Here is a 25,517-nt window from a genome sequence, read left to right as displayed (position 1 = left end):
AAAAAAAGGGCTCCCATGATCTCGACAACATTGACCCAACGTGCCGCCGTCGTCGTGGCCATCGCCGGCGCTTTCGCTGCCGCAACGGCCCAGGCCGGCGCGCCGATGGCCAAGTTCCAGGCGCCGGGCTTCTACCGCACCACCTTGGGCGATTTCGAAGTGACCGTGCTGAACGACGGCACCCTGGACCTGCCGGTCAACAAACTGCTCAAGCAGCCGCCGGCCAAGACCGACGCGGCGCTGGCCAAGGTGTTCGAGAAGAGCCCGATTCAAACGTCGGTCAACGGCTTCCTGATCAACACCGGCAGCAAGTTGGTCCTGATCGACACGGGCGCCGCCAGCCTGTTCGGTCCGACGCTGGGGCAGTTGCTGGGCAATCTGAAAGCGTCCGGCTACAAGCCGGAGCAGGTTGACGAGATCTACATCACGCACATGCACAGCGACCACGTCGGCGGTCTGGCCAGCAACGAGCAGCGCGTGTTCCCGAACGCCATCGTGCGCGCGGGCAAGCTCGACGCCGATTACTATCTCAGCCAGGCTAATCTGGACAAGGCGCCGCCGGAAGGCAAGGACGGCTTCCAGGGACCGATGTTGTCAATCAATCCCTACGTCAAGGCCGGCAAGTTCCAGCCGATCGTCGCCAATACGGAGCTGGTACCAGGGATCAAATCCTACTTCAATGGCGGGCACACGGTCGGCCACATCACGTATGTGGTCGAGAGCAAGGGGCAGAAGCTGGTGCTGTTGGGCGACTTGCTGCACGTGCAGGGTGTGCAGTTTGACGATCCGGGCGTGGGCATCCAGTTCGACACCGACAGCACGATCGCCATCGCCGAGCGCAAGGAAGCGTTCGCGGCCGCAGCCAAGGGGGGCTATTTGATTGGCGCCGCGCACCTGTCGTTCCCCGGGCTGGGACACGTGCGCGCGCACGGCAAAGCGTATCAGTACGTGCCGGTCAATTACACCCAGCCACGCTGATCCAATCCACGGGGTCAAGTCTGACATTCGTACACGGACTGGACCTCTGCGCTGTTGAGCTCCTGTCGGAATGTCAGACTTGACCCCCGGCGGGGTTACGCCAAGGCTGGATAGTCGGTGTAACCGACGCCGTCCTGGCCGTAGAACGTCTCCGGCTTCCACTCGTTCAGCGGCGCTTCGGTTTGCAGGCGGCGCGGCAAATCCGGATTCGAGATGAAGGCCTTGCCGAAGGCGACCGCGTCGGCGGTGCCGGCGTCCAGCAACTTCTGGGCGGTCTGCTTGTCCAGGCTTTCGTTGGCGATGTAGACGCCGCCGAACTCCTTCTTCAGCAACGGTCCCAGGCTGTCCTCGCCCACCGCTTCGCGCGCGCAGATGAAGGCGATCTTGCGCTTGCCCAGCTCGCGCGCGACGTAGCCGAACGTGGCGGCCGGATCGGAGTCGCCCATGTCGTGCGCGTCGCGGCGCGGCGCCAGGTGCATGCCGACGCGGTCCGCGCCCCACACCTCGATGCACGCATCGGTCACTTCCAGCATCAGGCGCGCGCGGTTTTCGATCGAGCCGCCGTAGTTGTCGGTGCGCTGGTTGGTTTTGTCCTGCAGGAACTGATCGAGCAGGTAGCCGTTGGCGCCGTGGATTTCCACGCCATCGAAGCCGGCCTTTTTGGCGTTTTCCGCGCCTTTCTTGTAGGCGGCGACGATGCCGGCCAACTCTTCCGTTTCAAGCGCGCGCGGCACCGGGTAGGCGCGCATCGGACGCAGCAGGCTGACGTGGCCTTCGGCCGCGATCGCGCTTGGCGCCACCGGCGCGTCGCCGTTCAGCAGCTCCGGATCGGAGATGCGGCCCACGTGCCACAGTTGCGCGAAGATTACGCCGCCGGCCTTGTGCACAGCCGCCGTCACTTCCTTCCAGCCCTCGACCTGCTCGTCCGACCACAGGCCGGGCGTGTCGGCGTAGCCCACGCCCTGCGGCGTGACCGAGGTGGCCTCGCTCAGGATCAGCCCGGCGCTGGCGCGCTGCTCGTAGTACTTGGCCATCAGCGCGTTCGGCACGCGGGCGCCGCCGATGGCGCGGGCGCGCGTCAGCGGCGCCATGATGATGCGGTTTTTCAGCGTGAGGTCGCCGATGGTGATCGGGTCGAAGAGGTTAGCCATGTCGAATTTCCTATAGTGTCATTTGGTCGATGAAGGCCTGGATCGTGGCCTCATCGCGTTTAAAGTAGTTCCATTGCCCGACCCGGTGGGACGTGATCAGGCCGGCCTTGAGCAGAATGGACAAGTGGGCCGACACGGTCGATTGCGACAGCGCGGCGCGATGGTCGATCTGGCCCGCGCACACGCCGAACTTGTGCGGGTGCGCCTGCTCCGGAAAATATTGCTCCGGGTCCTTCAGCCACGCCAGGATCTGGCGCCGCATCGGGTTGGCGAGGGCTTTGTGTATCGCGTCTATGTCCATCTGAGGTTCACCTGGGTCAAAAATGAAATCGGCTTATGACGATATATGTATCGTATTTTTACGATTTCAATATCGGTATCTTACGATATATAAGAAATTCGTGCTCGCGGCTGGCTTGCGGCCGAAAAATCCATTATGTTACTGGAACATTGATCGAATTCTAACGGGGGCTGTATGTCAAGTCATTATCTGGATGTGGCCATCGGCTTGTCGTACACCTTCCTGGCCGTGAGCCTGCTATGCAGCGCGACGCGCGAGGCGATCGCCTCGCTGTTCCAGACGCGCGCCAAGGTGTTGCTCGACGGCGTGTTGACGATGCTGCACGAGCCCGCCGGCAAGCCGCGCCTGCGCGGCATCATCCCATCGATCAAGCGGCTGCTGCGCATCGACACCGGCTTCGGGCTCGACAAGCTGGGCGCCGGTTCGCTGACCGCCGCCGTCATGGAGCATCCGCTGATCCAGGGCATGGCGCAGCAAGGGCGCATGCCGTCGTACATTCCGTCGACCATCTTCGCACGCGCCTTTGTATCGACCCTGACGTCCAAATACGGCAAGACGCAGACGGCGGCGATGCTGCTGGCGCAGGTCGGCAACGAGGGCTTGACCCGCACCTTGCTGGCGATCATGGGCGAGGGCCCGGACGATGTGGCGGCTTTGGAAAACGCCGTGCGCATCTGGTACGAAACGGTGATGGAGCGCATCACCGGCTGGTACAAGCGGCGCTCGCAGCTGGTGCTGTTTTGCGTCGGCCTGTTCTACGCCGCCTCGATGAACATCGACGCCATCGAATTGAGCAAGCGCCTGTGGGGTGACGACCAGGTGGCGGCCGAGCTGGCGCAGCAGGGCGCCGACGGCGTCGCCAGCGGCCGCGTGAAGCCGCCCGTGCCGCCCGTTGCGCCGGCCGCCGACGCGCCTACCGTTACGCCGATGGAGCGGGCCGCCATCGCCAAAAAGGAATGGCAGATGGTGGAAAAGCTGCCGATCGGCTGGCCGTCGGCGCGCTTTGACGCCGCCGCCGGCAAGGGCGTGGCCGCCTTCCTGGGCGCGCTCGCGTTCGCGCTGATGGGCTGGATCGTCACCGCCTTCGCCTCGTCGCTGGGCGCGCCGTTCTGGTTCGACGGCATCGGTTGGCTGCTGGCGCTGCGCGGCAGCGGCGCGCGGCCGCAGACCGAGACACCGCCGGTGGTGGTGCAGACCATCGCGTTGCCGAGCATGGCGGTCGCCGTGGTCAAGCCGCCGCTGGGGAGCTGAGCTTTCGCTTCACACCAATTTATATTGTTTTACTCGCGCCGTCCGATGCGGCGCGCCTAACATGGTCCTACCCCCGATCCCCGCGACAAGGAGTAAACCATGTTCGGCCTGACGACGCTTGGCGTTATCCACACACTCATCAGCCTGGTCGCCGTCGGCGCCGGCATCGTCGGCTTCGTCCGCGACAAGCGCATCGACCTGGGCAACGGCGCCGGCAAGACTTATCTCGTCACAACCATACTGACCTGCCTGACCGGCTTCGGCATCTTCCAGCATGGCGGCTTCGGCAAGCCGCACGCGCTCGGCGTGATCACTTTGCTGGTGCTGGCGGTGGCGTGGAAGTTGGCGGCCAAGCCGGCGCTGCAAGTGGTGCTGCTGTCGTTGACGTTCTTCTTCCACATGATCCCCGCCGCGACCGAGACCTTGACCCGCGTGCCGATGGGCGCGCCGATCCTTCCGAACGCCGAGGCGCCGGAGCTCAAGGTCATCACCGGCGTGATGTTCGTGCTGTTCGTCATCGGCGCGACCTTGCAAGTGCGCCGGCTGAATCAGCTCGCCCGCAAGCCTGTTGCCCGAGCAGCGGTGGCCTGAATACTGCGCGGACCTCGCTCAAGCCGTCATGGATAGGCGGCGATGAAAGGATGTCATCGCCGCCGCACGCCGTGGCCTCGGCGGCGGCGCATTTTTCGGTCGTCGGCGGCCGGGCCGGTGTCCGCAAAGTAGATCCGCGTGCCGAAGATCGGCATCAGCGCCTCAGCTACCATCAGCGCGACTGTGGTCTTGCCCATGCCGCCCGCACCGACGATGGTGACGCACCGATGCTCGTGGCAGAGCGTTGTCAATTGTTCGAGGGTTGGGTCGCCTCCGAGAATGTCGCGTCGAAGCTTCAGGTTATGCTGCACCGTGGCGTGGGCCGGACGGGTCACCGGCGCGACGAAGCTGTAACCCCGGCCGACGACGTTCTCAATGTATCGAATGCCGCTCGGGTCGCCCGCCAGCGCCTTGCGCAACGTGCCGACATGCACCCGCAGATTGTTTTCCTCAACGACGGTGCGGGGCCAGACGCGCGCTATCAGTTCTTCCTTGCTGACGACTTCCCCGGCCCGCTCCACCAAGGCCAGCAACAGATCGAAAGCGCGCCCGCTCAGCGGTATCGGCCGGCCATCGTTAAGCAGGCTGCGGCAGGATGGCATCAGGCGGAAGGGGCCGAACGCCAGCTCCCGTTCGAACGGCGGACAACTGTTCTGTTGCATGATCGTCTCCCGGTCCAGGTGTCTGACGATTGTTTCATGGTTGTGAACGAAATGACAATCTGCATTTGGAGGGGGATTCTCTGCCGAAGGTTCCGGTCTGCCTCAGGCCGCGAAATGCAGCGCCAGTGCGATCACCGCCGGCAGCGTCTGGATCAGCAGGATGCTGCGCTTGACAGTCAGGCCGCCCCACACGCCGGCCACTGCCACACAGCACAGGCCGAAGACCGTGAAGGCCGATGCAATCGCCGGATTCGGATGGACGAAGCCGATCACCAGCGCGGCGACCAGAAAGCCGTTGTAGCAACCCTGGTTGGACATGGCCGGCCGCACGATGTCGGCTTTTTCCTTGCTCAGGCCGAATACCTTGCGTCCGCGCGTGTCGAACAGCGCCGTCTCCAGCAGGACGATATAGATGTGTATCAGTGCCACGACGGCGGTGACGATCTGGGCCAGCAAAAGCATGGTCGCTCCTTTTTTTTAGTTAAGAGATGATTATCACCGAGGCAAGGCTTCTATGGACATCATTTTGTTGCAACTGGTATAGTTTCGGCTCACAGCTCCGGCGGGGACGACCCCGCCACCGAGGAGCGCGGCGTCCGCATCGGCGCTTTCAGGCGGGGACGACCCTGTCGCGAACTGGAGTTGCAATGACCTGGATCATCCTCATCATCGCCGGCCTGCTGGAAGTCACCTGGGCGGTCGGACTCAAATACACGCACGGCTTCACCAAGCTGATGCCGACCTTGTGGACCTTGACCGCGATGCTGGGCAGCATAGGCATGCTGGGCCTGGCGTTGCGCACGCTTCCGCTGGGCACGGCTTACGCGATCTGGACCGGCATCGGCACGGTCGGCACCGTCATCTACGGCATCGTCGCGCTCAACGAGCCGGCCAGCGCGGTGCGGCTGGCGTGCATCGCCATGATCGTCGGCGGCATCATCGGGCTCAAGCTCACCACCACCTGAGATTTACCGCGCGTCGGGGTCAGAAGATTGGGTTGGCGCGGGTGAGGTAGTACCACTCGCTGTTGGCGCCGGCCGCGCTGTCGGGGAACAGGATGCGGCCGTCGAACTCGGCCAGCACCGGCGTGCCGTCGGCGCGCGTGCCGATCTGCTCGTCCTTGCGGACCGGATCGAAGCTCGACCAGGCGCGGGTAAAGGTATCGTCCGCGCTGACCTTGTCGTAGACGGCGACCATGCTCAGCGCCTCCATTGCCTCGTCGGCGATCGGCTGCGGGGAGGGAGCGTCGATCAGGCCGAGGAAGGCCAGGGTATTCATGATGGCGCGGTAGGCGACTTCGGGTGCTTGCGGATCGGTGTGCTCGCCGCACTCGAGCGTGAGCGCGTAGCCGCCGGTGCTGCGCATGTATTCGGTGGTGCCCATGCCGTAGCGCAGGACGGTTTCCAGTTGGCTGTCGCCGCGCAGGCGGCGTTGCACGCCGGCGCCGTAGGTGCGCAGCCAGCCGTCGACGAAGCGGCGCACGCCCAAGCGGCGCGCCATCGCGCGTTCCTGTTGTTCGTGTCGGAAGGGTTCAAGCGGACCGTCGTTGTTGCGCGGGCCGACCATGACGAAGGGTTCGCCGGAGGCTTTGAACGAGTGGAGATCGAGCAGCACGTCGTGGCGGGCGAGGAGGGGGCACAGCCAGTTGGCGACGCGGTCCTCGAAATCTTGTGGGTTTTCGTTGGGGAAGAGATTGCGGTTCAGGTTGCGTTCGCCGAAGCGTTCGCCTTTTGCGTAGGCCAGTGGGTTCGCGATCGGAACGAAAGTGACGGCGCCGTTGCGGATGACGAGCTTGCCGGCGTCGAGTTCCTGCATCACGCGCTGGATGGCCTTGGTGCCGCAGATTTCGTTGCCGTGGACGGCGCCGGTGACGATCAGGCGCGTGCCGGGGTGTTGGCCGCTGTATTCGGTGGATTTGAATTGTAAGGCGCGTGCTGGTGGCATGGCTAGGCTCAACGACTGATTCGAGGTCTAATGTACTACAAGAGCTGTAAGGCTGCGGTACTCACAGCCCTACGAGGAAAAATAATTAAGCCTGCGGATCGTTTTTGACTTGGGGGTCATGCATAAATTCGACGCCACTCGCAGTTTTGAAAGTCAGCTTAAAGCTGATATCGACTTTTGATGTATTGGCGTCCGTAAAAGTCAATTGCTTGCCACTGAGACTAACCACTGCAGCGCTCAATTGGTCATTCCCCAAGGTTTGGATGATCATTCCTGTAAAGACGATTCCCTGATGGTCATCATCATAGATTTGATAGTTGATAACGGTGTCTTTCTGCGTCACACATGGCATTTCGGGGGCCGTGTGTACGTCATAAGTTCCTGATACGGCGCCAGCCTTGACTTTCACCATCACGTTAATGAATTGAGTGCATGCGTGGATTTTGCTCATGAGGTCGCTTTCTTTGGTGGGTGGGTAGACAAATATTGCAGGTACGCGGCGTCGCGGTATTGCATCGCTTCCAATTGCTTCATCGTGCGTTCCACGCGCACGCTCTGATTAAGGCAAGCGTGGGCTTTGACCCACGGAGCTAGCAAAAGGAAGTCGGTAGTGGTGCCCACCAGTGGATGGAGCAGAGTTCTTACCGTATCGCAGTGACTCAGAGCATCCCCATCCGCGCGCAAGTGGGCAAGATCGGCGTTGAGCAATAGCGCATCTGTAAGTGTAATTAATATCAGTCGGTCCGACGGGGATGCTGTATGCAACTCAAGTAGTTTTTTAAGCGTCGGCTGCAACACAATTGAGGCATTATCTGCCTTCCGCTGCTGGAAAAATACAACGGCTTTGCGGTATTGAATCTTTGCGATGAGCGTCTGAAGGTTTAAGTGTTTGGGCTCAAGACTGCTGAGCTCGGCCACATTGCCATGTAATTGTTCAAGCCGGGATAGTGCTAATGCGGGACTGCGAAGCTTGGTATCTGTATCGAACATACGCAATTCAGCAATGTACAAGTTGCGTTGCCATGTACGATTACTTCGATCCTTTTCGACAATTTTCATGCGTAACGCATGCGCCTGCCGGGCGTCATCGTAGGCGCCGACCAATTGACCTCTGGCTTGCTTCAGGTCAGATTGATGAGACCAAGCAGCCGCAAGTTCATTAATCCAGACTATGTCGTCGGGATAGGCTCGGTGCAGTTCTTGTAGCAGCTTTAAGCCTCGGGCATACATTGCCTCCGCATCAGCCAAGCGACCCTGTTGCATATTCGCACTAGCTAGCCAAGACAAACTATCAGCTAAGTCGGCAGTGATTTGTTTGTCCTGCGGCTTTTGCCCATGGGCGCGGCTCTTCAATTGCACCGAAAGCTCAAACTCTCTAGCCGCATTGATGACGTCGCCTTGCCGTAAGGCTACGGTACCTAGGCTGTTATGGGCGAACGATTGTTCGATCCAGCTATCAATATCGGCTGGCGCAGCCATTGCCAATTGGTCGCTGTGATCGCGATACTCCTTAAAGTAGCTTTCCGCCTGTAGCCATTCTTTTTTGTCGAGGTGAATCTGACCGAGCCAAAAAGCATTTTCACCGGCACTCTTGCGCAATGCTAGATTGGCAGGCTGATTTTTCAATTGCCGTTCGAGTAGACTGCGTCCAGCAAGCAGCGCAGCACTGGCCCCCGCCGGGTCGGCACGGGCGATGCGGACCTCGGATATTAGCTGCAGCGACCTCGCACGTTGTGCTAAGGCGGTTTCATTCTCGTCACCGCGAGCCGGATTAGATAGGTATTTCAAGGCGCGAGTGCTTACGCTGTCGAGCAGATCCAGTTTCCCCAGTGGCCGCAATTTTTCGACGAATTCCCCTAGCATGTAGCCCATTAACCCTTCGGCCTCGGTCCGATGCGCCTCCGCTTGTGTCTGAGCCGAGCGTGCGGCGAGGCCAAGGCTACCTGCCAGCGCTGCTAGAGTTGTCATTGTGATCATGATGCCCAGCCGTAGCCGTTCGCTACGGCGCACACCCATTAGCGAGGCACGGACGAAATCCTGCTCTTGTTGCGTGAAGCTGAACCCCGTTGTCTTTAATAACTGGCGCGCTTGATTTGCTTGAGTGCCCGATGGCAGCAACATATCGCGTGTGCGGCCGCTATCCTGCCAGCGCTTGGCCTGCGCGCTGATACGGCTACGCGTTTGTAACGCCTGACGGTGCTCGTCGATCCAGGCGACCACGCGCGGCCAGCGGCGCAGCAGGGCCTCGTGGGCGATACCGAAGGCGGGAGCTCCGCCGTGCAGGTCGCTGACGAAGAGGTGCGCATCAACCAAGGCTTGCACCAGCTTGGTTTCGTCATCGCCGCTTAGTGCCGACCACGGCACACGGCGGGATGTGACAGTCGATTCGTCCTCGGCCACGAGCACCAACCGCGACAAGAGTTGGGGCAGGGCGGCGATCTGCGATTCGGCTAATTCTGAGATCACTTGCTCGGCGCGCGCACCGATAGCGCCTTCCAAACCGCCCATGTCGTGGTAAGCCTTGTGACTCAACTCCCCATCGGCACTGCGCTGGCGATACAGCTCCTGTAGACAGTATTGCAATAGCGGAAGTGTATCCGGCCCGGCCTTGGCGGCGTTGATCAGCAGTTCGTCCAGGCTCTCGCCGTGGCCGTCAACCGTATAGCGCAACTGCGCCACCTGGGCAGGATGGCGGATGATTTGCGCGATGTCGGCGCTGCCTGGTGGCGTCAGATCGAAGTGGCCGCCGCGCAGTTTCATGCTCATCAGGGCGGGGTAGGCCGTCAAATGCGGATAGAAATCGTTGCGGCAGGCCAAAACCAACAGCACGCAACCGGAGCGCGCCAGTTGATCCAGCACGTTGATGAAGACGGCACGCTCCTGCTCACTAATGTGTGGCAGGCGGAAAATGGCCTCGAAACGGTCGATGAACACCGCCAGCCGGATCGTTGCTAACCTTTTTTGCAACTGTTCGATCAACCCCGGCAAATCCTGCGCCATGTATTGCGCGAGGGTGGCGGCGCTGGTGTTTTCAAACAGCAGTCGGTCGTCGATTTCGGCGTCGAGCAGCACGCTGGCGAGCGTTTCCAGCAGCCCCGACTGTCCCATGTCGGCGCAATCGAGCTGCACATGGTCGCTGATTGCCAGCCCCGACTCCGCCGGTGCGGCACCGGCCTTCAGCGCGGGAATCAACCCGGCCTGGACCAAGGAAGTCTTGCCGGCGCCCGACGGTCCGAGTACCAGCACCATCGAGCAAGCGGCCTGAACCTGAGCCACTACCACCTGCACCAATTGATCGACGCTGAGCTTGCGGCCGAAGAAAATGGCCGCGTGTTGTTCCTCGAAAGCTTCCAGACCTCGGAACGGGGAGGCGTGCGTCCAGCTGCCGTTGCTGACGTCGTCGTCGTAGCTGAGCTCGGCCAGCAGGCGGTAACCACGCTTACGAATAGTTTCAATGTAGCGCGGCTCGGCGGCCGAGTCGTCGAGCGCGCGGCGCAGCTGCGTAATGATTTTGTGGACCGCGTTGTCGCTCGCCGGGGTGTCGCCCCAGCAGGCGTCCAGCAGCGCGTCGGCCGAGACGACGTCGTGCGGGTGCTTGCAGAAATGTAACAAAACATCCATGGCGCGTGGTTCCAGCTGCCGGCTAAGCACGCCAAAACTGAGCGTGTTGGTGGCCGGATCGACGCGCCACTGACCAAAACGGAAGCTTTTACGGTTCACACTAACCTTCTTCGCCCAAAAATAAAAACTTTTAAATCAACGGGTTAGCGATCCGAAGGTTTCCAGAAGGCCATTTATATAGCTAATCAGTACAGTTGCTTCAAATCTGTACCTTTAGTGAATATTAACATTAGGCTGGGGAAACTATTAAACATTCTGCTCTCACTGTTGTGTCTTCGCGCAGTCGGTACGCCGGCGCCGCGGCCGTTCCCCATCCGAACGAGGTGCGCGCCGAGCTGCGCCGCATCGCGGTCAGTCGCACCTTTGCCGCGTCGCAGCGCTGCTGCGCGCTTCTGGACCATCTGGTCCGTGATCTTGGTAACCAAAAGTATCAAGGCGGCGATGGGGCGATGCCGGCCGGTGGGCGCTCAACGTCCGGGTCCGGTCTTGGAATGGATCTGGCCGCCGCGGTCCAGTTGGCGCGTTTGCGCAACCGGCTGAGCGATTATTACGAGGTCGAAGGGCAGCAAAATCCGTTGCGTATCCGGGTGCCGGACGACGGTTACCAAGTACGCATCGACATCGCCGAACCGGCTCAAAGTCTATGAATTCAGACATCATCTTGCACCCCACGGAGGTCCCATGGTTGTTTTAACCGGCGTCAAAGCCCCGTTCGAGCTGACCCAGCATGCGATACCAATTAAGCAACAAGGAATCGATTTTGCGATTCGCTATTACAGTCACCACGCCGGCAAGAACTTGTCGCTGGCCGAGGCCAGGGCGCTGACCGACGCTGGCATCCAAATCGGTGTGGTTTGGGAAACGATCGGCGCGCATTTGCATTCGTTCAGCCGCGCGCAGGGTTTGGCGGACGGCGCCGCCGCGTATCTGATGGCGCAATCGGCCATTACGCAGCCGTCGGGCTCGGCCATCTACTTCGAGGTCGACTGTCATCCCACGGCCGAGGATATCGCCGGTCCGATCACCCGCTACTTCGAAGGCGTCAATCAAGCGTTCAACGCCGCGCGGCCGGGCGAGCCGCATTATCAGATCGGCATTTATGGGTCCGCCGCCAGTTGCGAAGCCATCGTTGCCAGCGGCTTGGCGTCGTTGAGCTGGCTTTCGCCATCGGAGGGGACGGCGGCAGATGGCGGTGCCGGCTACGCTGGCTATAACCTCAGGCAACTTTCTTCGAGCGTCTTGCCTGTCGACGACGGCAAGAAAATCCATGTCGATCTGGCCCGTAGCAACGACGGCTTGCCAACCGGTTTATTCAGGGTGCTGTAGTGCCGACCATTCACTTTACCGAATTACCGACGCTGAAGACCGTCAAGCCGTCCAAGACGGTTTTCCTGAATAATACCGGCCAGGACGTGGTGCTCAAGTTCGTCACCGCGCCCGATTTGGTGCTGCCGGCTTACACCATCAGCACCCGCATCAGCGCGGCGATCGACTGCATTTGCCAGGGCGCGACCAATTATTATTCGACGCACAGCCAGAATTACGCGATCGCGGAGGACTGCACCGCCGTGCTGACCTTGGACAATCAGACGCTGGTCATGGTGATCTCGCCGTGACTTTGGGAAAACGGCGCGGCGCTGTAAGATGCGGGGCATGAATCTTCAGCTTACTGCCCGCGACCACGGCCGCAACGCCGGCCTCGATACCTTGCGCGCGCTTGCGATCGTTCTGGTGTTCATGAATCACTACATGATCTTCGTCAGCTTCCGGCCGACCTTCGGCTGGATGAGCGAGATCGGCTGGGCCGGCGTCGACCTGTTCTTCGCGCTGAGCGGCTATTTGATCGGCAACCAGATCCTGTCGGGGATACGGCGCCAGCAGACCGGGCCGGAGCGGTTTTCGTTGCCGCGTTTTTACGCGCGCCGCTTCCTGCGCACGCTGCCGAATTTCTACTTTGTGCTGGCGCTGTATGCCTTGTGGCCGTATTGGCGCGGGGAGAGCGTGCTGCCGCCGCTGTGGAAGTTCATCACCTTCACGCAAAATATCCAGCTGACGCCGGGCACGGCCTTTTCGCACGCATGGTCGCTGTGCGTCGAGGAGCAGTTCTACGTGCTGTTGCCGGCGGTGGCGTTGTTGATAGCGGCTTGCCGCAAGTCCTTGCTGTGGGCTTGGGTGGCGGTGATAGGCACCCTGCTGGCCGGCATGGTGGTGCGCGGTTATTTATGGAACGAGGAAGCTGGCCTCGGCGGCCTCTATTACTACACCAATATCTATTACGCCTCTTGGTGCCGCTTCGATGAGCTGGTGTTCGGCGTGGCGCTGGCGCTGGTAAAAAACTACCACGGCGGCGCCTGGAAGGTCATCACGTCGCGCGGCAACTGGGCGCTGGCCGCAGGGGCAGGCGTGCTGGCGCTGACCTGGTCGATGTTGCTGGAGGATCACTACGGCCACATGATGACGGTGATTGGCTATCCCATGCTGGGCGTGGGCTTCACCTTGTTGTTGATCGCGGCGCTCAGTCCCGGATCGCTGCTGCAGCGTTGGCGCGTGCCGGGCGCGGCCAGCATCGCGCTCTGGTCGTACGCGATTTACCTGACGCACAAGCAACTGTGCGTGCTGCTGCGCGTGCCCTTGCGCGGTTACGGCTGGGGGCCGGACACGTGGCAGGCGATCGCCATCATGAGCCTGGCCAGCATCCTGGTCGGCTGGCTGCTGTTCCTGCTGGTGGAGACACCGTTCATGAAATTGCGCGACCGCTACGTCCCGGGCAATTTCGCCAGGCCGAAGGCGGCCACGGAAGCGGTCGCCGCCTAGTTCATCTCGATCACGTCGAACGGCGATTGGGTCGAGCCGAGGAAAGCCATGACGCTGCGGGCGCGCTCGCCCATGTCGTCCTGACGCGTGCCGGCGATAGCCGCGCGCAGACCGGGAATGATTTCGGTGATGTGCGGGCTGTCGTAAGCGTTGACCAGCAGCGCGGCCAGTTCGCTGGCGCGGCCGCGGTTGTTGCGCATGCGCTCTTCCAGCATCGCCAGCAGGGTGCGCTGCATGCGCGGCGTGGGATTGGTGATGTAACCGAACACCAGCGGCGTGTTGCTGATGGCGTCGCACAGACGGCTCTCGATCTGGTCGGGTTTGACGTCGGAGGCGATGTCGAAATAGGCGCCGTTCCAGCGCGTGCGTTCGTACGGGTGGCCGGGCGGGAAGGAATCGGCCGTCTCGAAGCCGAGGACGTGGCTGAGATAGCGTAACCATTTAAGAATAGTGGGCATCATGGCAGCATTTTAACCCAGCCGCAGACGGGAGGAGGCCGCCCCGGGCAACGCATGCCCGGCGGCGGTTGTAACGGTTTAGACGTGGGCTTCCTCACCCAGTTTCCCGGCGCGGAAGTCCTCGACGGCGGCGAAGACTTCGGCCTGCGTGTTCATCACGAACGGGCCGTATTGCGCGATCGGCTCGTTCAACGGCTTGCCCGCCACCAGAATAAAGCGGCTGGCGTCGGTCGCATGGATGTTCACGCCGTCGGCGCCCACCGTGTTGGCCAGGATTGCCATTTTGCCCGACGCTACATCCTTGTCGCCCACGCGCACCGAACCGCGATACGCGAAGATGAAGGCGTTGTGGCCTTGCGGCAGCGCCTGGCTGAACGAGGCGCCGGCCGGCAGATCGACGTCAATATAGATCGGCTCGGTCACTTCGCGCTGCACGGCGCCATCGACGCCATGGCTGCTACCGGCAATCACTTTCACTTTCGCGCCATTTGCCGTGGTGAAGACGGGTACTTCGTTGCCGTTGAAGTCGCGATACCACGGATCGCGCATCTTGTCCTTGGCGGGCAGGTTCAGCCACAGCTGGAATCCCGACATCATGCCTTCTTCCTGCTCCGGCATTTCCGAGTGGATCACGCCACGGCCGGCGGTCATCCATTGCACGCCGCCGTTGGTCAGCAGCCCTTCGTTGCCGCTGCTGTCCTTGTGGCGCATCCGGCCTTCGAGCATGTAGGTGACGGTTTCGAAGCCGCGATGCGGGTGGCTCGGGAAGCCGGCCAGGTAGTCGCTGGCCTGGTCGCTGCCGAAGTTGTCCAGCATCAGGAACGGGTCGAGGCGGCGCTGCAGGGGCTGGGTCAAGACGCGGTTGATCTTGACGCCGGCGCCGTCGGACACGGCTTGGCCGGTGATGAGGCGTTCCACGGTGCGTTCTTGTTGTACGCGATCGCTTGCAACGTTGTTAAATACCTTGCTCATTGACTCTCTCCTTTACGGACCGCGCCACCCGGCGCGATCGATGAATTTATACCAGTACCGAATCGATGTCGGCATCGGCCAGGGCTTGCGCCTTGGCGACCGCGTCCGGGCCCATGCCCATGCCTTCGGCGAAGAAGAACTGGACGTCGGTCAGGCCGACAAAGCCCAGGAAAGTCTTCAGGTGCGCCAGCTGGACATCGTTCGGACCATCCTTGTGCAGGCCGCCACGCGCCACGGCGACGTAGACTTTTTTGCCGGTCAGCAGGCCGACCGGGCCGGTCGGACCATACTTGAACGTCACGCCGGCACGGGCGATCGCGTCGAACCACGATTTCAGCTGCACGGTCACGCCGAAGTTGTACATCGGCGAACCGATGACGATGGCGTCGGCCGCTTGCACCTGGGCGATCAGGGCGTCGTCCAGGGCCACGCGGGCGGTTTGCTCGGCGCTGCGTTGGTCGGCCGGGGTGAACAGCGCTTGCAAGGTCGGCTCGTCCAGCACCGGATGCGGGTTGGCCGCCAGATCGCGACGCACCACCGTCGCGCCGGGATTGCCGGCTTGCAGTTTGGCGACGATGCTGTCGGCCATGCGGGTCGATTCGGAACCGGTGCTGCGGGCGCTGGAGTTGATTTGCAAGATGTTCATGGTGTTGCTCCTGAATGTTGTTGTTGCGTGGTTGTTGGTTTGTTTGCTGCGATGGAGTTACTTTAATCGTTTCAAAACCGATGCGGAAGCCGTTAAAATGGATAACATTAATCCATTGATGGAACAATCGAGGAGCATAGTGTGGAAATAGATCCTGGCGACCTGTTGTTATTCGCCCGCATCGTCGAATGCGGCAGCTTCAGCCTGGCGGCCGAGCGGGTGCAGTTGCCGAAGTCGACGGTGTCACGCCGGATTTCGCTGCTGGAGGCCCATCTGGGCGAGCGCCTGCTTCAGCGCACCACGCGCAAGCTGGTGCTGACCGAGTTCGGCGCCAGCCTGCTGGAGCACGCGCGCAAGGTGGCCGACGAGACCGAGGCGGCCGGTGCGCTGGCGCAGCACCGTCAAGGCGCGCCGAGCGGCTTGCTGCGGGTATCGATGCCGGCGGATTTCGCCAACGTCGGCGTCAGCGAAATGCTGGCGCAATTCATGCACCGCTATCCGGCCATCTCGCTGGAGCTCGACTTGTCGCCGCGCCGGGTGGACCTGGTGGCCGAGAATTTCGACTTGGCGATCCGCATGGGCAATCTGCCGGACGATGCCTCGCTGGCCGCGCGGCGCATCACCTTCAGTTCGCTGGCGCTGTATGCCTCGCCGCGCTACACCAGCGTGCGCGGGCTGCCCGAGCATCCGGACGATTTATTCAAACACGATTTATTGAGTTTGCCGCCGATGGCCAACGGCCTGATCCGGTGGACGCTGTTGCGCGCCAAGGTGCGCTGGGAGCGCGAGCTGCCGGTCAGGTTGCTGGGCAACTCGCCGGAGATGATCGTGCGCATGGTCAGCAACGGGGTGGGCATCGGCGTCTCGACCGAGGCGATCGCGGCGCCGTTTTTGAAAGCGGGGACGTTGGTGCGGGTGTTGCCGGAATGGTCGTTCCCCGAGGTGACGGGGTGGGCGGTGTTCCCGGGCCGGCGCTTGATGCCGGCCAAGACCCGGGTGTTTCTGGATATGCTGGAGGAGGCGTTCGACCGGCAGCTACCCTGATAGCGCCAATTACTTCAAATTGGCCATCATCTCGCCAAGCTTGACCGGACCGGCCGGCTGCCACGCGGGATTGAAGCTCATTGTGTCCTTCGGGAAAAGCATGACCACGGTCGATCCCAGCAGGAATCGGCCCAGTTCATCGCCTTTTTTCAGCAAAATGTTCTGATCGTCGTACTTCCACTCGCAAATCTGCGGCGCGCGCGGTGGGTTGACGACGCCGTGCCAGACCGTGGCCATGCTGCCGACGATGGTGGCGCCGACCAGGGTCATGACGAACGGGCCGTTGACGGTGTCGAACACGCACACGACGCGCTCGTTGCGGGCGAACAAGCCCGGAATGCCGCGCGCGGTGGTCGGATTCACCGAGAACAGCTCGCCCGGGACGTAGATCATGCGCGTCAGCTTGCCGTCGCACGGCATGTGGATGCGGTGGTAGTCGCGCGGGCTCAGATACAGGTTGGCGAAGCTGCCGTGCTGGAACTTGGCGGCCAGCGCGGCGTCGCCGCCGACCAGCGCGGTGGTGCTGAATTTGTGGCCTTTGGCCTGGAAGATCTGGTCATCGTCGATCGCGCCGAACTGGCTGATGCGGCCGTCGACCGGACAGATGAAGTCGGCGTCGGCAAGCGGGCGGGCGTCCGGGCGCAGCGCGCGGGTGAAAAACTCGTTGAAGCTGGCATAGCTGGCAATGTCCGGGTTGAGCGCTTCGCCCATATTGACGTCGTATTTGCCGACGAACCAGCGGATCAGGCGTGTGGTCATGGCGCCACCCTTGGCCCCCGCCACGCGGCCGGCGAAGTTGGTCAACGCTCCCTTGGGAAGCAGGTATTGCGGCAGAACGGCAAGGCGGTCGGACACGATGAGATCCATACAAAAAATAGCAATCGAGCATTATAGCGCCACCATCGGCGCGATCAGCCTATTCCTGCCAATTCGGAGCTATTCATTTTTTCACTATTTATGTTTATGAAATTTCGCTAAACGTTCACAAGTTATCTTGGGTTAAGGAAACTTTTAGCCAAACCAAGGCATAATACCCGCTCCCCTCAGTCTCCCGATCGCCATTTTATGATGCCTGCCCGCCAACTCCGTTTGACGCAGACCGCTGCGGCCGTCCTATCCTTGTGTCTCGCCGCCGGCGCCCATGCCGACATCGTGTCCTCCGCCGCCGAAAGCAGCGACGCGCCAGTCGCGGCCGACGGCAAGCCGGCGGCCATTCAAGCCACTACCGTGCCGATGCAGACGGTGCGCATCAAAGGCAGCGCCGCCAGCTACGACGCGCGCCGCGATGATACCGCTAGCAAGATCGTCGTCGGCAGCGAGGAGATCCAGAAATACGGCGACACCTCGGTCAACGACGTCCTCAAGCGGCTGCCCGGGATCACCATCGGCGGCGCGGCGGGGCGCTCGGGCGGGGAAATCCGCATGCGCGGCCTGGGCGCGGGGTATACCCAAATCCTGATCAACGGCGAACGCGCGCCGGCCGGCTTTTCCATCGACAACCTGGCGCCCGACGTGATCGAGCGCATCGAGGTCCTGCGCGCGGCCAGCGCCGAGTTCAGCACGCAATCGATCGCCGGCACCATCAACATCGTGCTGAAAAAGAACGTCAAGATCGATCAGCACGTGCTCAAAATCAGCGGCGCCAAGGGCAGTAAATTCAGCTCGCCGAGCGCCAGCATCCAGATGTCCGGCAAGGACGACAACATGTCCTACTCGGTTGGCGCCAATGCGTGGCGCTATATGTACAACCGCCTGACGCCGTCGATCGAGACCGGCACCGATGCCGCCGGCATGCCGAACGTGGACCGTTCCGCCACCTGGCAGGACCAGGGCCGCTCGGACGGCATGAATTTGTCGCCGCGCATCAATTGGACCTTGGCCGGCGGCGACACGCTGACCTCGCAGACCTTCATCAATCTGAACAAGTTCGACAGCAACAGCCACGGCCGCACCACGGTGAACCTGGCCGGCGACGAAGGTCCGAACTACGACCGCATCGACAACACCTTCAGCAGCCACAACGGCTACGGCCGCACCGATCTGAACTGGGTGCACAAGATGGCCGAGGGCGCCAAGCTGGACATGAAGGTCGGCGTCTCCAGGAACCGCAACACCGGCATGTCGCTGCAACTGGGCGGCAACCGCGACGGATCGCCGAACCTGTACCGCACCGTGGCGTCGCACAGCGGCGAAACGGGATTCAGCACGCAGGGCAAGTACTCGACGCCGCTGACCTTCGGCACGCAGGCCGAGGGATCGGACGAAGCGCCGACCGAGCACGCGCTGGCGCTGGGCTGGGACGCAGGCGTTGTCGACCGCGACGATACCCGCATCCAGCGCGAGCTGCCGATCGCGGGCAGTCTGCCGCCCGACAACAACGACGAGGATTTTTCCGCCCGGGCCACCCGGCTGGCTTTCTACGGGCAAGACGAATGGAACGTCACGCCGCAATGGTCGATTTACACCGGCGTGCGCTGGGAAGGGTTGCAGACGGAGATCGAGGGCGCCAATCTCGAGCGCGTCACCCAGCGCTCGAGCGTGCTCAGTCCGTTGTTCCAGACGCTGTTCAAGCTGCCGAACAAAAAGGACCAGGTGCGCCTGGCGCTGACCCGCACCTACAAGGCGCCGACGACGGCCAACCTGGTGCCGCGTCGCTTCACCTCGGCCAACAACAGCCGTCTGGACCCGGACCGCCGCGGCAATCCGCGCCTGACGCCGGAAGTGGCGCTGGGCATCGACGCCTCGTTCGAGCACTATTGGGGCGACGGCGGCATGCTGAGCGCGAGCGCGTCGGTCCGCCGCATCGAGGATTATATGCACCAGGGCCTGGTGCAGGAGGGCGACCGCTGGGTGTCGACCATGATCAACGACGGCCGCGCCGAAACGCGCGGCATCGAGCTGGAGGTCAAGTTCCCGTTGCGCGCGGTGATGGACAACGCCCCGGGAATCGATCTGCGCGCCAGTATCAGCCGAAACTGGTCGGAGGTGGACAGCGTGCCCGGTCCGGACAACCGCCTGGACCAGCAGGTGCCGCTGAGCGCCACGCTCGGCGTCGACTACAAGAGCCCGGACGGCATGCTCAGCACCGGCAGCAGCCTGAGCTTCCGCAACGGCGGCCTGGCGCGCCTGAGCGAAACGCAGAGCGCCTACAACTCGGTGCGGCGCGACCTCGACGTCTATGCCCTCGTCAAGCTGGACGCGCAAAACAGTCTGCGCTTTGCCGTGTCCAATTTGCTGGCGCAGGACTACACGACCGAAAGCGTGTATGCCGACGCCCGCGGCACGCTCAACCGCGCGTCGGTGGCCGACGGCGAGACCCAGTTCCGGGTGACGGTGGAGCGGCGCTTCTGATCCGGGCGCCAGGGCCGGTGGTATGATTCTTCGCTGAACTTCAGGCGCGGAAACACCGATGAAAATCCCCAAGAGCACACTGGAACAATGGCAGGTGTTGCAAGCGATCGTCGAATGCGGCGGCTACGCGCAGGCGGCCGAGGCCTTGCACCGCAGCCAGTCGTCGGTCAGCTACATGGTGGCCAAGTTGCAGGAGCAGCTGGGCGTGGAACTGCTGGAAATCGACGGCCGCCGCGCCCGCCTCACGCCCAATGGCAAGGCGCTGCTGAACAAGGCGCGCGAGCTGCTCGGCGGCGCCTTTCAGCTCGAGCAACTCGCCGCCAGCCTGGCCGAGGGCTGGGAGCCGCAGGTCAGCATCGCCGTCGACAGCCTGTTTCCGGTCCAACTGCTGGTGCAGGTGCTGCGCGAGTTCGAGCCGTGGGCCCGGCACACGCGCGTCAACCTGGAAGAAACCGTCCTGTCCGGCTCCGAAGACGCGCTGGTGGAAAAGCGCGTCGACATCGCCATCGCCAGCCGCATTCCGGTCGGCTTCCTCGGCGATGCCTTGATGGATATCGAGTTTGTCGCCGTCGCCCATCCCTGTCACCCCCTGCACATGCTCGGCCGCGAGCTGGAGATGGACGACCTGACCCGCAACCTGCAAATCGTGGTGCGCGATTCGGGCACCTTGAATCCGCGCGACCACGGCTGGCTCAACACGGATCAGCGCTGGAGCGTGACCAATCCGCAAACCCGCATGGAGATGATCTGCAACGGTATCGGCTTCGGCTGGCTGGCCGACCACAAAATCCAGGCGCAGCTGGCGCAAGGCCAGCTCAAACCGCTGCCGCTGCGGGTGGGGCAGCGCCGCAAGCTGTCGTTGTCGCTGATCGTCGCCAATCCGGAGGCGGCCGGTCCGGCCGCGTGCAGGCTCGCCAATCTGATACGCAAGGTGGTGGCCGAAGGCATCGAATCACGGCCGCTGTGCGCATGAGCGTGGCGTGAACATTTAATCGGGCAAGCGCTCGGTCACCATTCCTTGCCGGTTTATTCCCACTGCCGTATTCGGCCGCATTCACGCCGGATTACCATTGTCCGGACTCGGGCAATGGTAATGACGGCGGCATGCCGTCACTATTCTTTATTACTGGACTGTCGATCCGGTTATCCGCCGGGACGCGTGATATCGGTCGCGTTTCGATTGCGCAGTTGTGGAAATTATTCATTTTTATCGTTATATTGGTATTTCTCACGCATATGTCTGGAGAATTAAGTCAAAGTTATGGTAAATTGCGTTTTATAAAATTCTCACACATTCTCACATGTGGTTTTTTAGTAACTAACCTGCCGATAAGAGGAACAAGATGACGACTTACCAAGAATACAAAGCCAAGATCGCCGAGCTCGAAAACCTGGCGGAAACCGCTCGCAAAAACGAAATCGCCAAGGCGAAAGAGCAAGTCACCGCGATCATGCGCGAGTATGGTCTGACCGTGGCCGATCTGGGCGCTGTGACCAAGGTCAAGCCGATCAAAACCCGCGCGCCGGTGCCGACCAAATACCGTGACGACGCCACCGGCCAGACCTGGACCGGCCGCGGCCGCGCGCCGAAATGGCTCGAAGGCAAAGACAAAAATCAGTATCTGATTAAGTAATTCGTCGGAAGTCGGTGTTTGAGGTTTATCTCCGATAAACCCACACCGGCTTTTGTTTTCGGATACGCCCGACTGGCATAAGGGATGCCATTGCGGCGCCGCACGAATACTCAGCCGTCGTCACCAGCCATGTTTCGCCGTTGTCACTCGATCGCCGGCCCCGAAAACAACCATCGCCACCCGCGCGCGCGTTGCTTTTGTGATGAAAGTAGCGCTGGTTTCTCCGGTCTTTCACGCTTCCCGCAAGTCATGCCTGCCGACCCCGGCTGTTTCGTGAGATGATAATGGCATGTCGTCAATTCCCTTATTCCCGCTGAATACAATCCTGTTTCCGGATGGACATTTGCCATTGCAAGTGTTCGAAGTGCGCTATCTCGATATGATCAAGCGCTGCATCGCCCGTGGCGAAGAGTTCGGCGTTGTTTCGCTGGTAGAGGGAACCGAAATCCGGGTGCCGGACAAGCAGGAGACCTTGTCCGACGCCGGCACGATGGCGCGCATCGTCGACTGGACCGCGCCGTTGCCGGGACTGCTGCAAATATCGTGCATCGGCACCACGCGCTTCCAGGTCAAGTCGGCCGAGCAGCTCAAGCACGGCTTGTGGATGGCGGAAGTCGACACCGTCGCCGAGGACATGGTGGTGCCCGTGCCCACTGAGCAGCAGGATGTCGCCAACGCGCTTGGCGCGCTGATCCGCTCGCTGCAAAAGAAACAGATATCGACCGCCAAGATGCCGCTGGCGCCGCCATACCGGCTCGACGAAGCCGGCTGGGTCGCCAATCGCTGGTGCGAGCTGCTGCGGCTCGATCTGGAGGAGAAGCAGCGCTTACTGCTGCAGGAAAACCCGGTGCTGCGGCTGGAGCTGATCCAGGACGTGTTGAGCGAGAACGGCCTGCTGGACTGATTCGGTCGCCGATGGCTCCATCGCCCGGTGCGGGTCTGGATCTGTCGGCACCGCGCCGCCGCTGCTACACTCGGGCATTGTCCATCCGCCCAGCAGCCACGCCCATGTATTTGCCCGCCGCCTTTGCCGAAGACCGCCTTGAAGTCCGCCACGGCTTGATGCGCGCCTATCCGCTCGCCACCCTCATCCTGGCCGACGCCGACGGCGTCACCGCCGACCTGATTCCCTTCATGCTGTACGCCGGCGAGGGCGCGCATGGACTCGGGGTGCTGCGCGCCCACGTCGCCCGCGCCAATCCGCTTTGGCGCAAGCTGGAGGCGGGCGCCCGGTGCCTGGTCATGTTCCAGGGGCCGGACAGCTACATCAGCCCGACCTGGTATGAGACCAAACGCACCACCCACAAGGTCGTCCCGACCTGGAACTACGCGGTGGTTCAGGCGCGCGGCGAGGCTCGCGTAGTGGATGATGCAGCGTGGCTGCGGCGCCAGCTCGATGACCTGACCGCGTCGCAGGAGGGCGGCATGCCGGCGCCGTGGAAACCGTCCGATGCCCCGGCCGATTTTTTGGCCGCGAACATGAAGGCCATCGTCGGTATCGAGATAGCCATCGACAGTTTGATCGGCAAATGGAAAGTCAGCCAGAATCGCGGCGAGCCGGATCGGCGCGGCGTGGTGGAGGGATTGCGGGAGCGCTCGGATGGCGCGATGGCGTCGTTGGTCGCCGAGCGCATCGCCAAGGCCTGAGCCACCCAGGCTAGCCGGCGTGGGCCCCGCTGGCGTCGTCCAGCGCGTGGATGCGCACCGACCACATGACACCGACGGCCAGCAGCACCATCGCCGCGACCTCCAAGCCGCGCGGCGGCTGCTGCTTGTAGATAAACCCGTACAACAGCGCGAACAGCGTCTCGAACAGGATCAACTGGCCCGACAACGTCAGCGGCACCTTTCGGCTGGCGACATTCCACAGGTGGTTGCCAATCACCGACGCCCCCAGCGCGAGCAGTCCGTTGACGATCCAGAACAGCGTCCAGTCGCGCCCACTGGCCACCGCGCCGGCGCCGGTGACGTCGGCATGGAACACGGCCAGCATCGGCAGCGCGATGACCAGCGCGATCAAGCCGCTCGATACGCCATACAGCGCCGACCACTCGCCGCTGCTGAAATGCGGATTGCGCTTCAGGTAGCGCGCGTTGTCGACCGAATACCAGGTCCAGCATAGCAGCGCGCCGACCGCGCATAATACGCCGAGCAGCTTGTCGGCCAGCGGAGCGCCGTGGCCGGGGTCGTGGGTGAAGACGTCGACGTTGATGCAGGCGATGCCCGCCGCCACCAGCAGCAAGGGCAGCATCAGCTGCTTGAGCGGCACCGCGCCGTGATCCTTTTGTCCCATCAGGGTGACCGATATCGGCAGCACGCCGATGATCAGCGAGGTCGCCGACACGCCGGCCAGCTGCACGCCCAGCGCGAGCAGCATGTAGTAGACGATGTTACCGGCCAATGCGTGCTTGATCATCGCGACGATGTCGCCGCGATCGAGGCGGCGCAGCAGCGCGGGCAGACGTGGCAGCATCAGCCCGGCGGCGATGACGCCGTAGGCGATGTAGCGCCCGCAGGCCATTTCCAGCGCGGTGAAGGACGTCAGGAACGCCGGCACGATGAACACCATGCCCCACATCGCCCCGGCCAGCAAACCGCATAAGACGCCTTGCCACATCGCTTGGCTCCTTTTGTTCGTCAGTAGAGAGTGCAGAGCCACCAGGCGGCGGCCACGTTGACGGCGACGCTGCACCAGAAGGCGATCTGGAACGAGGTCTTGGCGGTTTTATGGCGCAGCCAGCGCTGCGCCAGCAGGCCGCCCGGCCAGCCGCAGGCCAGCCCCATTAGCAGCAAGGTGCGCTCCGATACGCGGCGGCGCCGTTCGACCGCGGCCGATTTATCGGCGGCATAGACGATGAAGCACACCACGCTGGCGACGCCGTACACCGACGCCAGCCAAAGCAACAGCATCGGCAGCATGGGAGGCGCGAAGGACGCGCCGTCCGGCGTCACCGGGATCAGAAGTAGCGCAGGCCGAGGGCGGCCTTGACTTCATCGGCGGTCTGCGCGGCCACTTCGCGCGCGCGCATCGTGCCTTCCTTCAGCATCTGCATGATGTAGCCGTGGTCCTTGGCCAGTTCCTCGCGGCGCGCGCGGATCGGCGCCAGCATCTCCTGCAGCACCACTTCCAGGCGCTTCTTGACGATCGAGTCACCCAGGCCGCCACGCACATAGTGGGCTTTCATTTCCTCGAGCTTGTCCTTTTCGGGATCGAAGGCGTCCAGGTAGATGAAGGCGACGTTGCCCTCCAGGTGGCCCGGATCTTCGACCCGCAGGTGCAGCGGATCGGTATATACCTTTTTGACGGCGGCGGTGATCTCGGCGGCGGTGGCGCCCAGGTTGATCGTGTTGCCGAGCGATTTGCTCATCTTCGCCTTGCCGTCGGTGCCCGGCAGGCGGCCGATCTCCGGCACCAGGGCCTTGCACTCGACCAGGATGTCCTTGTTGGCGATGCGGTTAAAGCGGCGCACGATTTCGTTGGTCTGTTCGATCATCGGGATCTGGTCTTCGCCGACCGGCACGATGGAGGCCTTGAACGCCGAGATGTCGGCCGCCTGCGAGGCCGGGTAGGTCAGGAAGCCGGCCGGGATGTCGCGCTCGAAGCCGCGCAGAGCGATTTCGGTCTTGACGGTCGGGTTGCGCTCGAGGCGCGCCACGGTGACCATGTTCAGGTAGTAGAAGGTCAGTTCGGCCAGTTCCGGGATCTGCGACTGGATCAGGATCGTCGATTTGGTTGGGTCGATGCCGACCGCCAGGTAGTCCAGCGCCACTTCCACCACGTTGCGGTGCACCTTGTTGGTGTCGTCCATGTTGTCGGTCAGCGCCTGGGCGTCGGCCAGCATGATGAACTGCTTGTAGTCGTGCTGGTAGGCGACGCGGTTGCGCAGGCTGCCGACGAAGTGGCCCAGGTGCAGGGGGCCGGTCGGGCGGTCGCCGGTCAGGATCACGGTGGGACCCTTGGCGGCGGTGGCGGCTGGCGCCGAGGCGATAACTTGGGACTGGTCAGGCAGACTCATCAGAGGGTTCCTTTACGTTGCCCCCTCCGGCGCGACGAATAAAAAACGCCACCAGAAGAGGGCGGCGTTGATAAAAATATCAC

General features: G+C 62.3%; 28 protein-coding genes. 14 read left to right on the top strand and 14 right to left on the bottom strand.

Going from position 1 to position 25,517, the window contains the following annotated elements; genetic code table 11:
- Positions 1-15: 15 nt before the first annotated feature.
- Positions 16-978 (top strand): MBL fold metallo-hydrolase, encoded by a 963-nt coding sequence (locus tag NHH73_19430; GenBank protein ID USX24779.1) that lies wholly within the window; start codon positions 16-18, stop codon positions 976-978.
- 95 nt (positions 979-1,073) lie between these two features.
- On the opposite strand, the gene NHH73_19425 is transcribed toward NHH73_19430, so the two are convergent.
- Positions 1,074-2,129 carry an alkene reductase gene (locus NHH73_19425; protein ID USX24778.1) on the bottom strand — a complete coding sequence of 352 codons (1,056 nt, stop codon included), beginning with the start codon at positions 2,127-2,129 and terminating at the stop codon, positions 1,074-1,076.
- 10 nt (positions 2,130-2,139) lie between these two features.
- Positions 2,140-2,430: an ArsR family transcriptional regulator gene (locus NHH73_19420; GenBank protein ID USX24777.1), complete on the bottom strand. Its 291-nt coding sequence runs from the start codon at positions 2,428-2,430 to the stop codon at positions 2,140-2,142.
- Positions 2,431-2,604: 174 nt separating this feature from the next.
- Between NHH73_19420 and NHH73_19415 the strand changes: the two genes are divergently transcribed.
- Entirely contained in the window at positions 2,605-3,681 is a 1,077-nt protein-coding gene (locus NHH73_19415; GenBank protein ID USX24776.1) for a hypothetical protein, read from the top strand.
- A 99-nt stretch (positions 3,682-3,780) separates the two neighbouring features.
- Positions 3,781-4,272, top strand: a complete 492-nt coding sequence (locus NHH73_19410; protein USX24775.1) for a hypothetical protein — start codon at positions 3,781-3,783, stop codon at positions 4,270-4,272.
- Positions 4,273-4,325: 53 nt separating this feature from the next.
- Here NHH73_19410 and NHH73_19405 read toward each other — a convergent pair whose 3' ends face one another.
- Together NHH73_19405 and NHH73_19400 are read right to left on the bottom strand one after the other, a co-directional pair.
- A complete protein-coding gene (locus tag NHH73_19405) occupies positions 4,326-4,934 on the bottom strand; it encodes a transcriptional regulator (protein USX24774.1) in 609 nt (202 codons plus the stop codon).
- A gap of 102 nt (positions 4,935-5,036) precedes the next feature.
- A complete protein-coding gene (locus NHH73_19400; protein USX24773.1) occupies positions 5,037-5,396 on the bottom strand; it encodes a DUF1304 domain-containing protein in 360 nt (119 codons plus the stop codon).
- Positions 5,397-5,581: 185 nt separating this feature from the next.
- On the opposite strand from NHH73_19400, the gene sugE reads away from it, so the two are divergent.
- Positions 5,582-5,899: a quaternary ammonium compound efflux SMR transporter SugE gene (gene sugE / locus NHH73_19395; protein ID USX24772.1), complete on the top strand. Its 318-nt coding sequence runs from the start codon at positions 5,582-5,584 to the stop codon at positions 5,897-5,899.
- A 19-nt stretch (positions 5,900-5,918) separates the two neighbouring features.
- On the opposite strand, the gene NHH73_19390 is transcribed toward sugE, so the two are convergent.
- From NHH73_19390 to NHH73_19380, 3 genes are all read right to left on the bottom strand, one after another.
- Entirely contained in the window at positions 5,919-6,878 is a 960-nt protein-coding gene (locus NHH73_19390; protein ID USX24771.1) for a succinylglutamate desuccinylase/aspartoacylase family protein, read from the bottom strand.
- 85 nt (positions 6,879-6,963) lie between these two features.
- Positions 6,964-7,329: a DP-EP family protein gene (locus tag NHH73_19385; protein ID USX24770.1), complete on the bottom strand. Its 366-nt coding sequence runs from the start codon at positions 7,327-7,329 to the stop codon at positions 6,964-6,966.
- The gene (locus tag NHH73_19380) at positions 7,326-10,598 is read right to left on the bottom strand and encodes a winged helix-turn-helix domain-containing protein (protein ID USX24769.1); all 3,273 of its coding nucleotides are present in this window, start codon (positions 10,596-10,598) and stop codon (positions 7,326-7,328) included. Before NHH73_19380 ends, NHH73_19385 begins: the two co-directional genes overlap by 4 nt.
- Positions 10,599-10,822: 224 nt before the next feature.
- On the opposite strand from NHH73_19380, the gene NHH73_19375 reads away from it, so the two are divergent.
- Genes NHH73_19375 through NHH73_19360 form a run of 4 tightly spaced genes read left to right on the top strand, consistent with a single transcriptional unit; the run spans position 10,823 to position 13,313 of the window.
- On the top strand, positions 10,823-11,146 hold the full coding sequence (locus NHH73_19375) for a hypothetical protein (GenBank protein ID USX24768.1): 324 nt from the start codon (positions 10,823-10,825) through the stop codon (positions 11,144-11,146).
- Positions 11,147-11,180: 34 nt separating this feature from the next.
- Positions 11,181-11,825 carry a DUF1906 domain-containing protein gene (locus tag NHH73_19370; GenBank protein ID USX24767.1) on the top strand — a complete coding sequence of 215 codons (645 nt, stop codon included), beginning with the start codon at positions 11,181-11,183 and terminating at the stop codon, positions 11,823-11,825.
- Positions 11,825-12,115, top strand: coding sequence for a hypothetical protein (locus tag NHH73_19365; GenBank protein USX24766.1), 291 nt, complete (start codon positions 11,825-11,827; stop codon positions 12,113-12,115). Before NHH73_19370 ends, NHH73_19365 begins: the two co-directional genes overlap by 1 nt.
- Before the next feature lie 37 nt (positions 12,116-12,152).
- Complete coding sequence (locus NHH73_19360; protein USX24765.1) at positions 12,153-13,313, top strand: acyltransferase; 1,161 nt, start codon at positions 12,153-12,155, stop codon at positions 13,311-13,313.
- Here NHH73_19360 and NHH73_19355 read toward each other — a convergent pair.
- The 3 genes from NHH73_19355 to NHH73_19345 all read right to left on the bottom strand — a co-directional run bounded on the left by NHH73_19355 (position 13,310) and on the right by NHH73_19345 (position 15,389).
- Entirely contained in the window at positions 13,310-13,774 is a 465-nt protein-coding gene (locus tag NHH73_19355) for a hypothetical protein (protein ID USX24764.1), read from the bottom strand. The genes NHH73_19360 and NHH73_19355 overlap by 4 nt on opposite strands.
- A 75-nt stretch (positions 13,775-13,849) precedes the next feature.
- Complete coding sequence (locus NHH73_19350; protein USX24763.1) at positions 13,850-14,743, bottom strand: pirin family protein; 894 nt, start codon at positions 14,741-14,743, stop codon at positions 13,850-13,852.
- Positions 14,744-14,789: 46 nt separating this feature from the next.
- Positions 14,790-15,389, bottom strand: coding sequence for an NAD(P)H-dependent oxidoreductase (locus tag NHH73_19345; GenBank protein ID USX24762.1), 600 nt, complete (start codon positions 15,387-15,389; stop codon positions 14,790-14,792).
- A 141-nt stretch (positions 15,390-15,530) separates the two neighbouring features.
- Between NHH73_19345 and NHH73_19340 the strand changes: the two genes are divergently transcribed.
- Positions 15,531-16,433 carry a LysR family transcriptional regulator gene (locus NHH73_19340; GenBank protein ID USX24761.1) on the top strand — a complete coding sequence of 301 codons (903 nt, stop codon included), beginning with the start codon at positions 15,531-15,533 and terminating at the stop codon, positions 16,431-16,433.
- A gap of 9 nt (positions 16,434-16,442) precedes the next feature.
- On the opposite strand, the gene asd is transcribed toward NHH73_19340, so the two are convergent.
- Positions 16,443-17,288 (bottom strand): archaetidylserine decarboxylase, encoded by an 846-nt coding sequence (asd, locus tag NHH73_19335; protein ID USX24760.1) that lies wholly within the window; start codon positions 17,286-17,288, stop codon positions 16,443-16,445.
- 234 nt (positions 17,289-17,522) lie between these two features.
- Here asd and NHH73_19330 point away from each other — a divergent pair, with 234 nt between their 5' ends.
- From NHH73_19330 to NHH73_19310, 5 genes are all read left to right on the top strand, one after another.
- On the top strand, positions 17,523-19,784 hold the full coding sequence (locus NHH73_19330; GenBank protein USX24759.1) for a TonB-dependent receptor: 2,262 nt from the start codon (positions 17,523-17,525) through the stop codon (positions 19,782-19,784).
- A gap of 58 nt (positions 19,785-19,842) precedes the next feature.
- Positions 19,843-20,757, top strand: coding sequence for a LysR family transcriptional regulator (locus NHH73_19325; GenBank protein ID USX24758.1), 915 nt, complete (start codon positions 19,843-19,845; stop codon positions 20,755-20,757).
- A gap of 370 nt (positions 20,758-21,127) precedes the next feature.
- A complete protein-coding gene (locus NHH73_19320) occupies positions 21,128-21,418 on the top strand; it encodes an H-NS histone family protein (protein USX24757.1) in 291 nt (96 codons plus the stop codon).
- Between the two features lie 289 nt (positions 21,419-21,707).
- Entirely contained in the window at positions 21,708-22,322 is a 615-nt protein-coding gene (locus NHH73_19315; GenBank protein USX24756.1) for an LON peptidase substrate-binding domain-containing protein, read from the top strand.
- 104 nt (positions 22,323-22,426) lie between these two features.
- Positions 22,427-23,065, top strand: coding sequence for an FMN-binding negative transcriptional regulator (locus tag NHH73_19310; protein ID USX24755.1), 639 nt, complete (start codon positions 22,427-22,429; stop codon positions 23,063-23,065).
- Between the two features lie 10 nt (positions 23,066-23,075).
- Here NHH73_19310 and NHH73_19305 read toward each other — a convergent pair whose 3' ends face one another.
- From NHH73_19305 to trpS, 3 genes are read right to left on the bottom strand one after another with little or no spacing between them, the layout of a single operon-like run.
- The gene (locus tag NHH73_19305) at positions 23,076-24,035 is read right to left on the bottom strand and encodes a DMT family transporter (protein ID USX24754.1); all 960 of its coding nucleotides are present in this window, start codon (positions 24,033-24,035) and stop codon (positions 23,076-23,078) included.
- 20 nt (positions 24,036-24,055) lie between these two features.
- Entirely contained in the window at positions 24,056-24,337 is a 282-nt protein-coding gene (locus tag NHH73_19300) for a DUF1294 domain-containing protein (GenBank protein USX24753.1), read from the bottom strand.
- Positions 24,338-24,375: 38 nt separating this feature from the next.
- On the bottom strand, positions 24,376-25,434 hold the full coding sequence (trpS, locus tag NHH73_19295; protein USX24752.1) for a tryptophan--tRNA ligase: 1,059 nt from the start codon (positions 25,432-25,434) through the stop codon (positions 24,376-24,378).
- Between the last annotated feature and the right edge of the window lie 83 nt (positions 25,435-25,517).

It is taken from the genome of Oxalobacteraceae bacterium OTU3CINTB1 (assembly GCA_024123955.1).
GTDB lineage: Bacteria > Pseudomonadota > Gammaproteobacteria > Burkholderiales > Burkholderiaceae_D > Rugamonas.
Note: the sequence above shows the minus strand (reverse complement) of the source record. Positions and strands in the feature narration are given on the sequence as shown.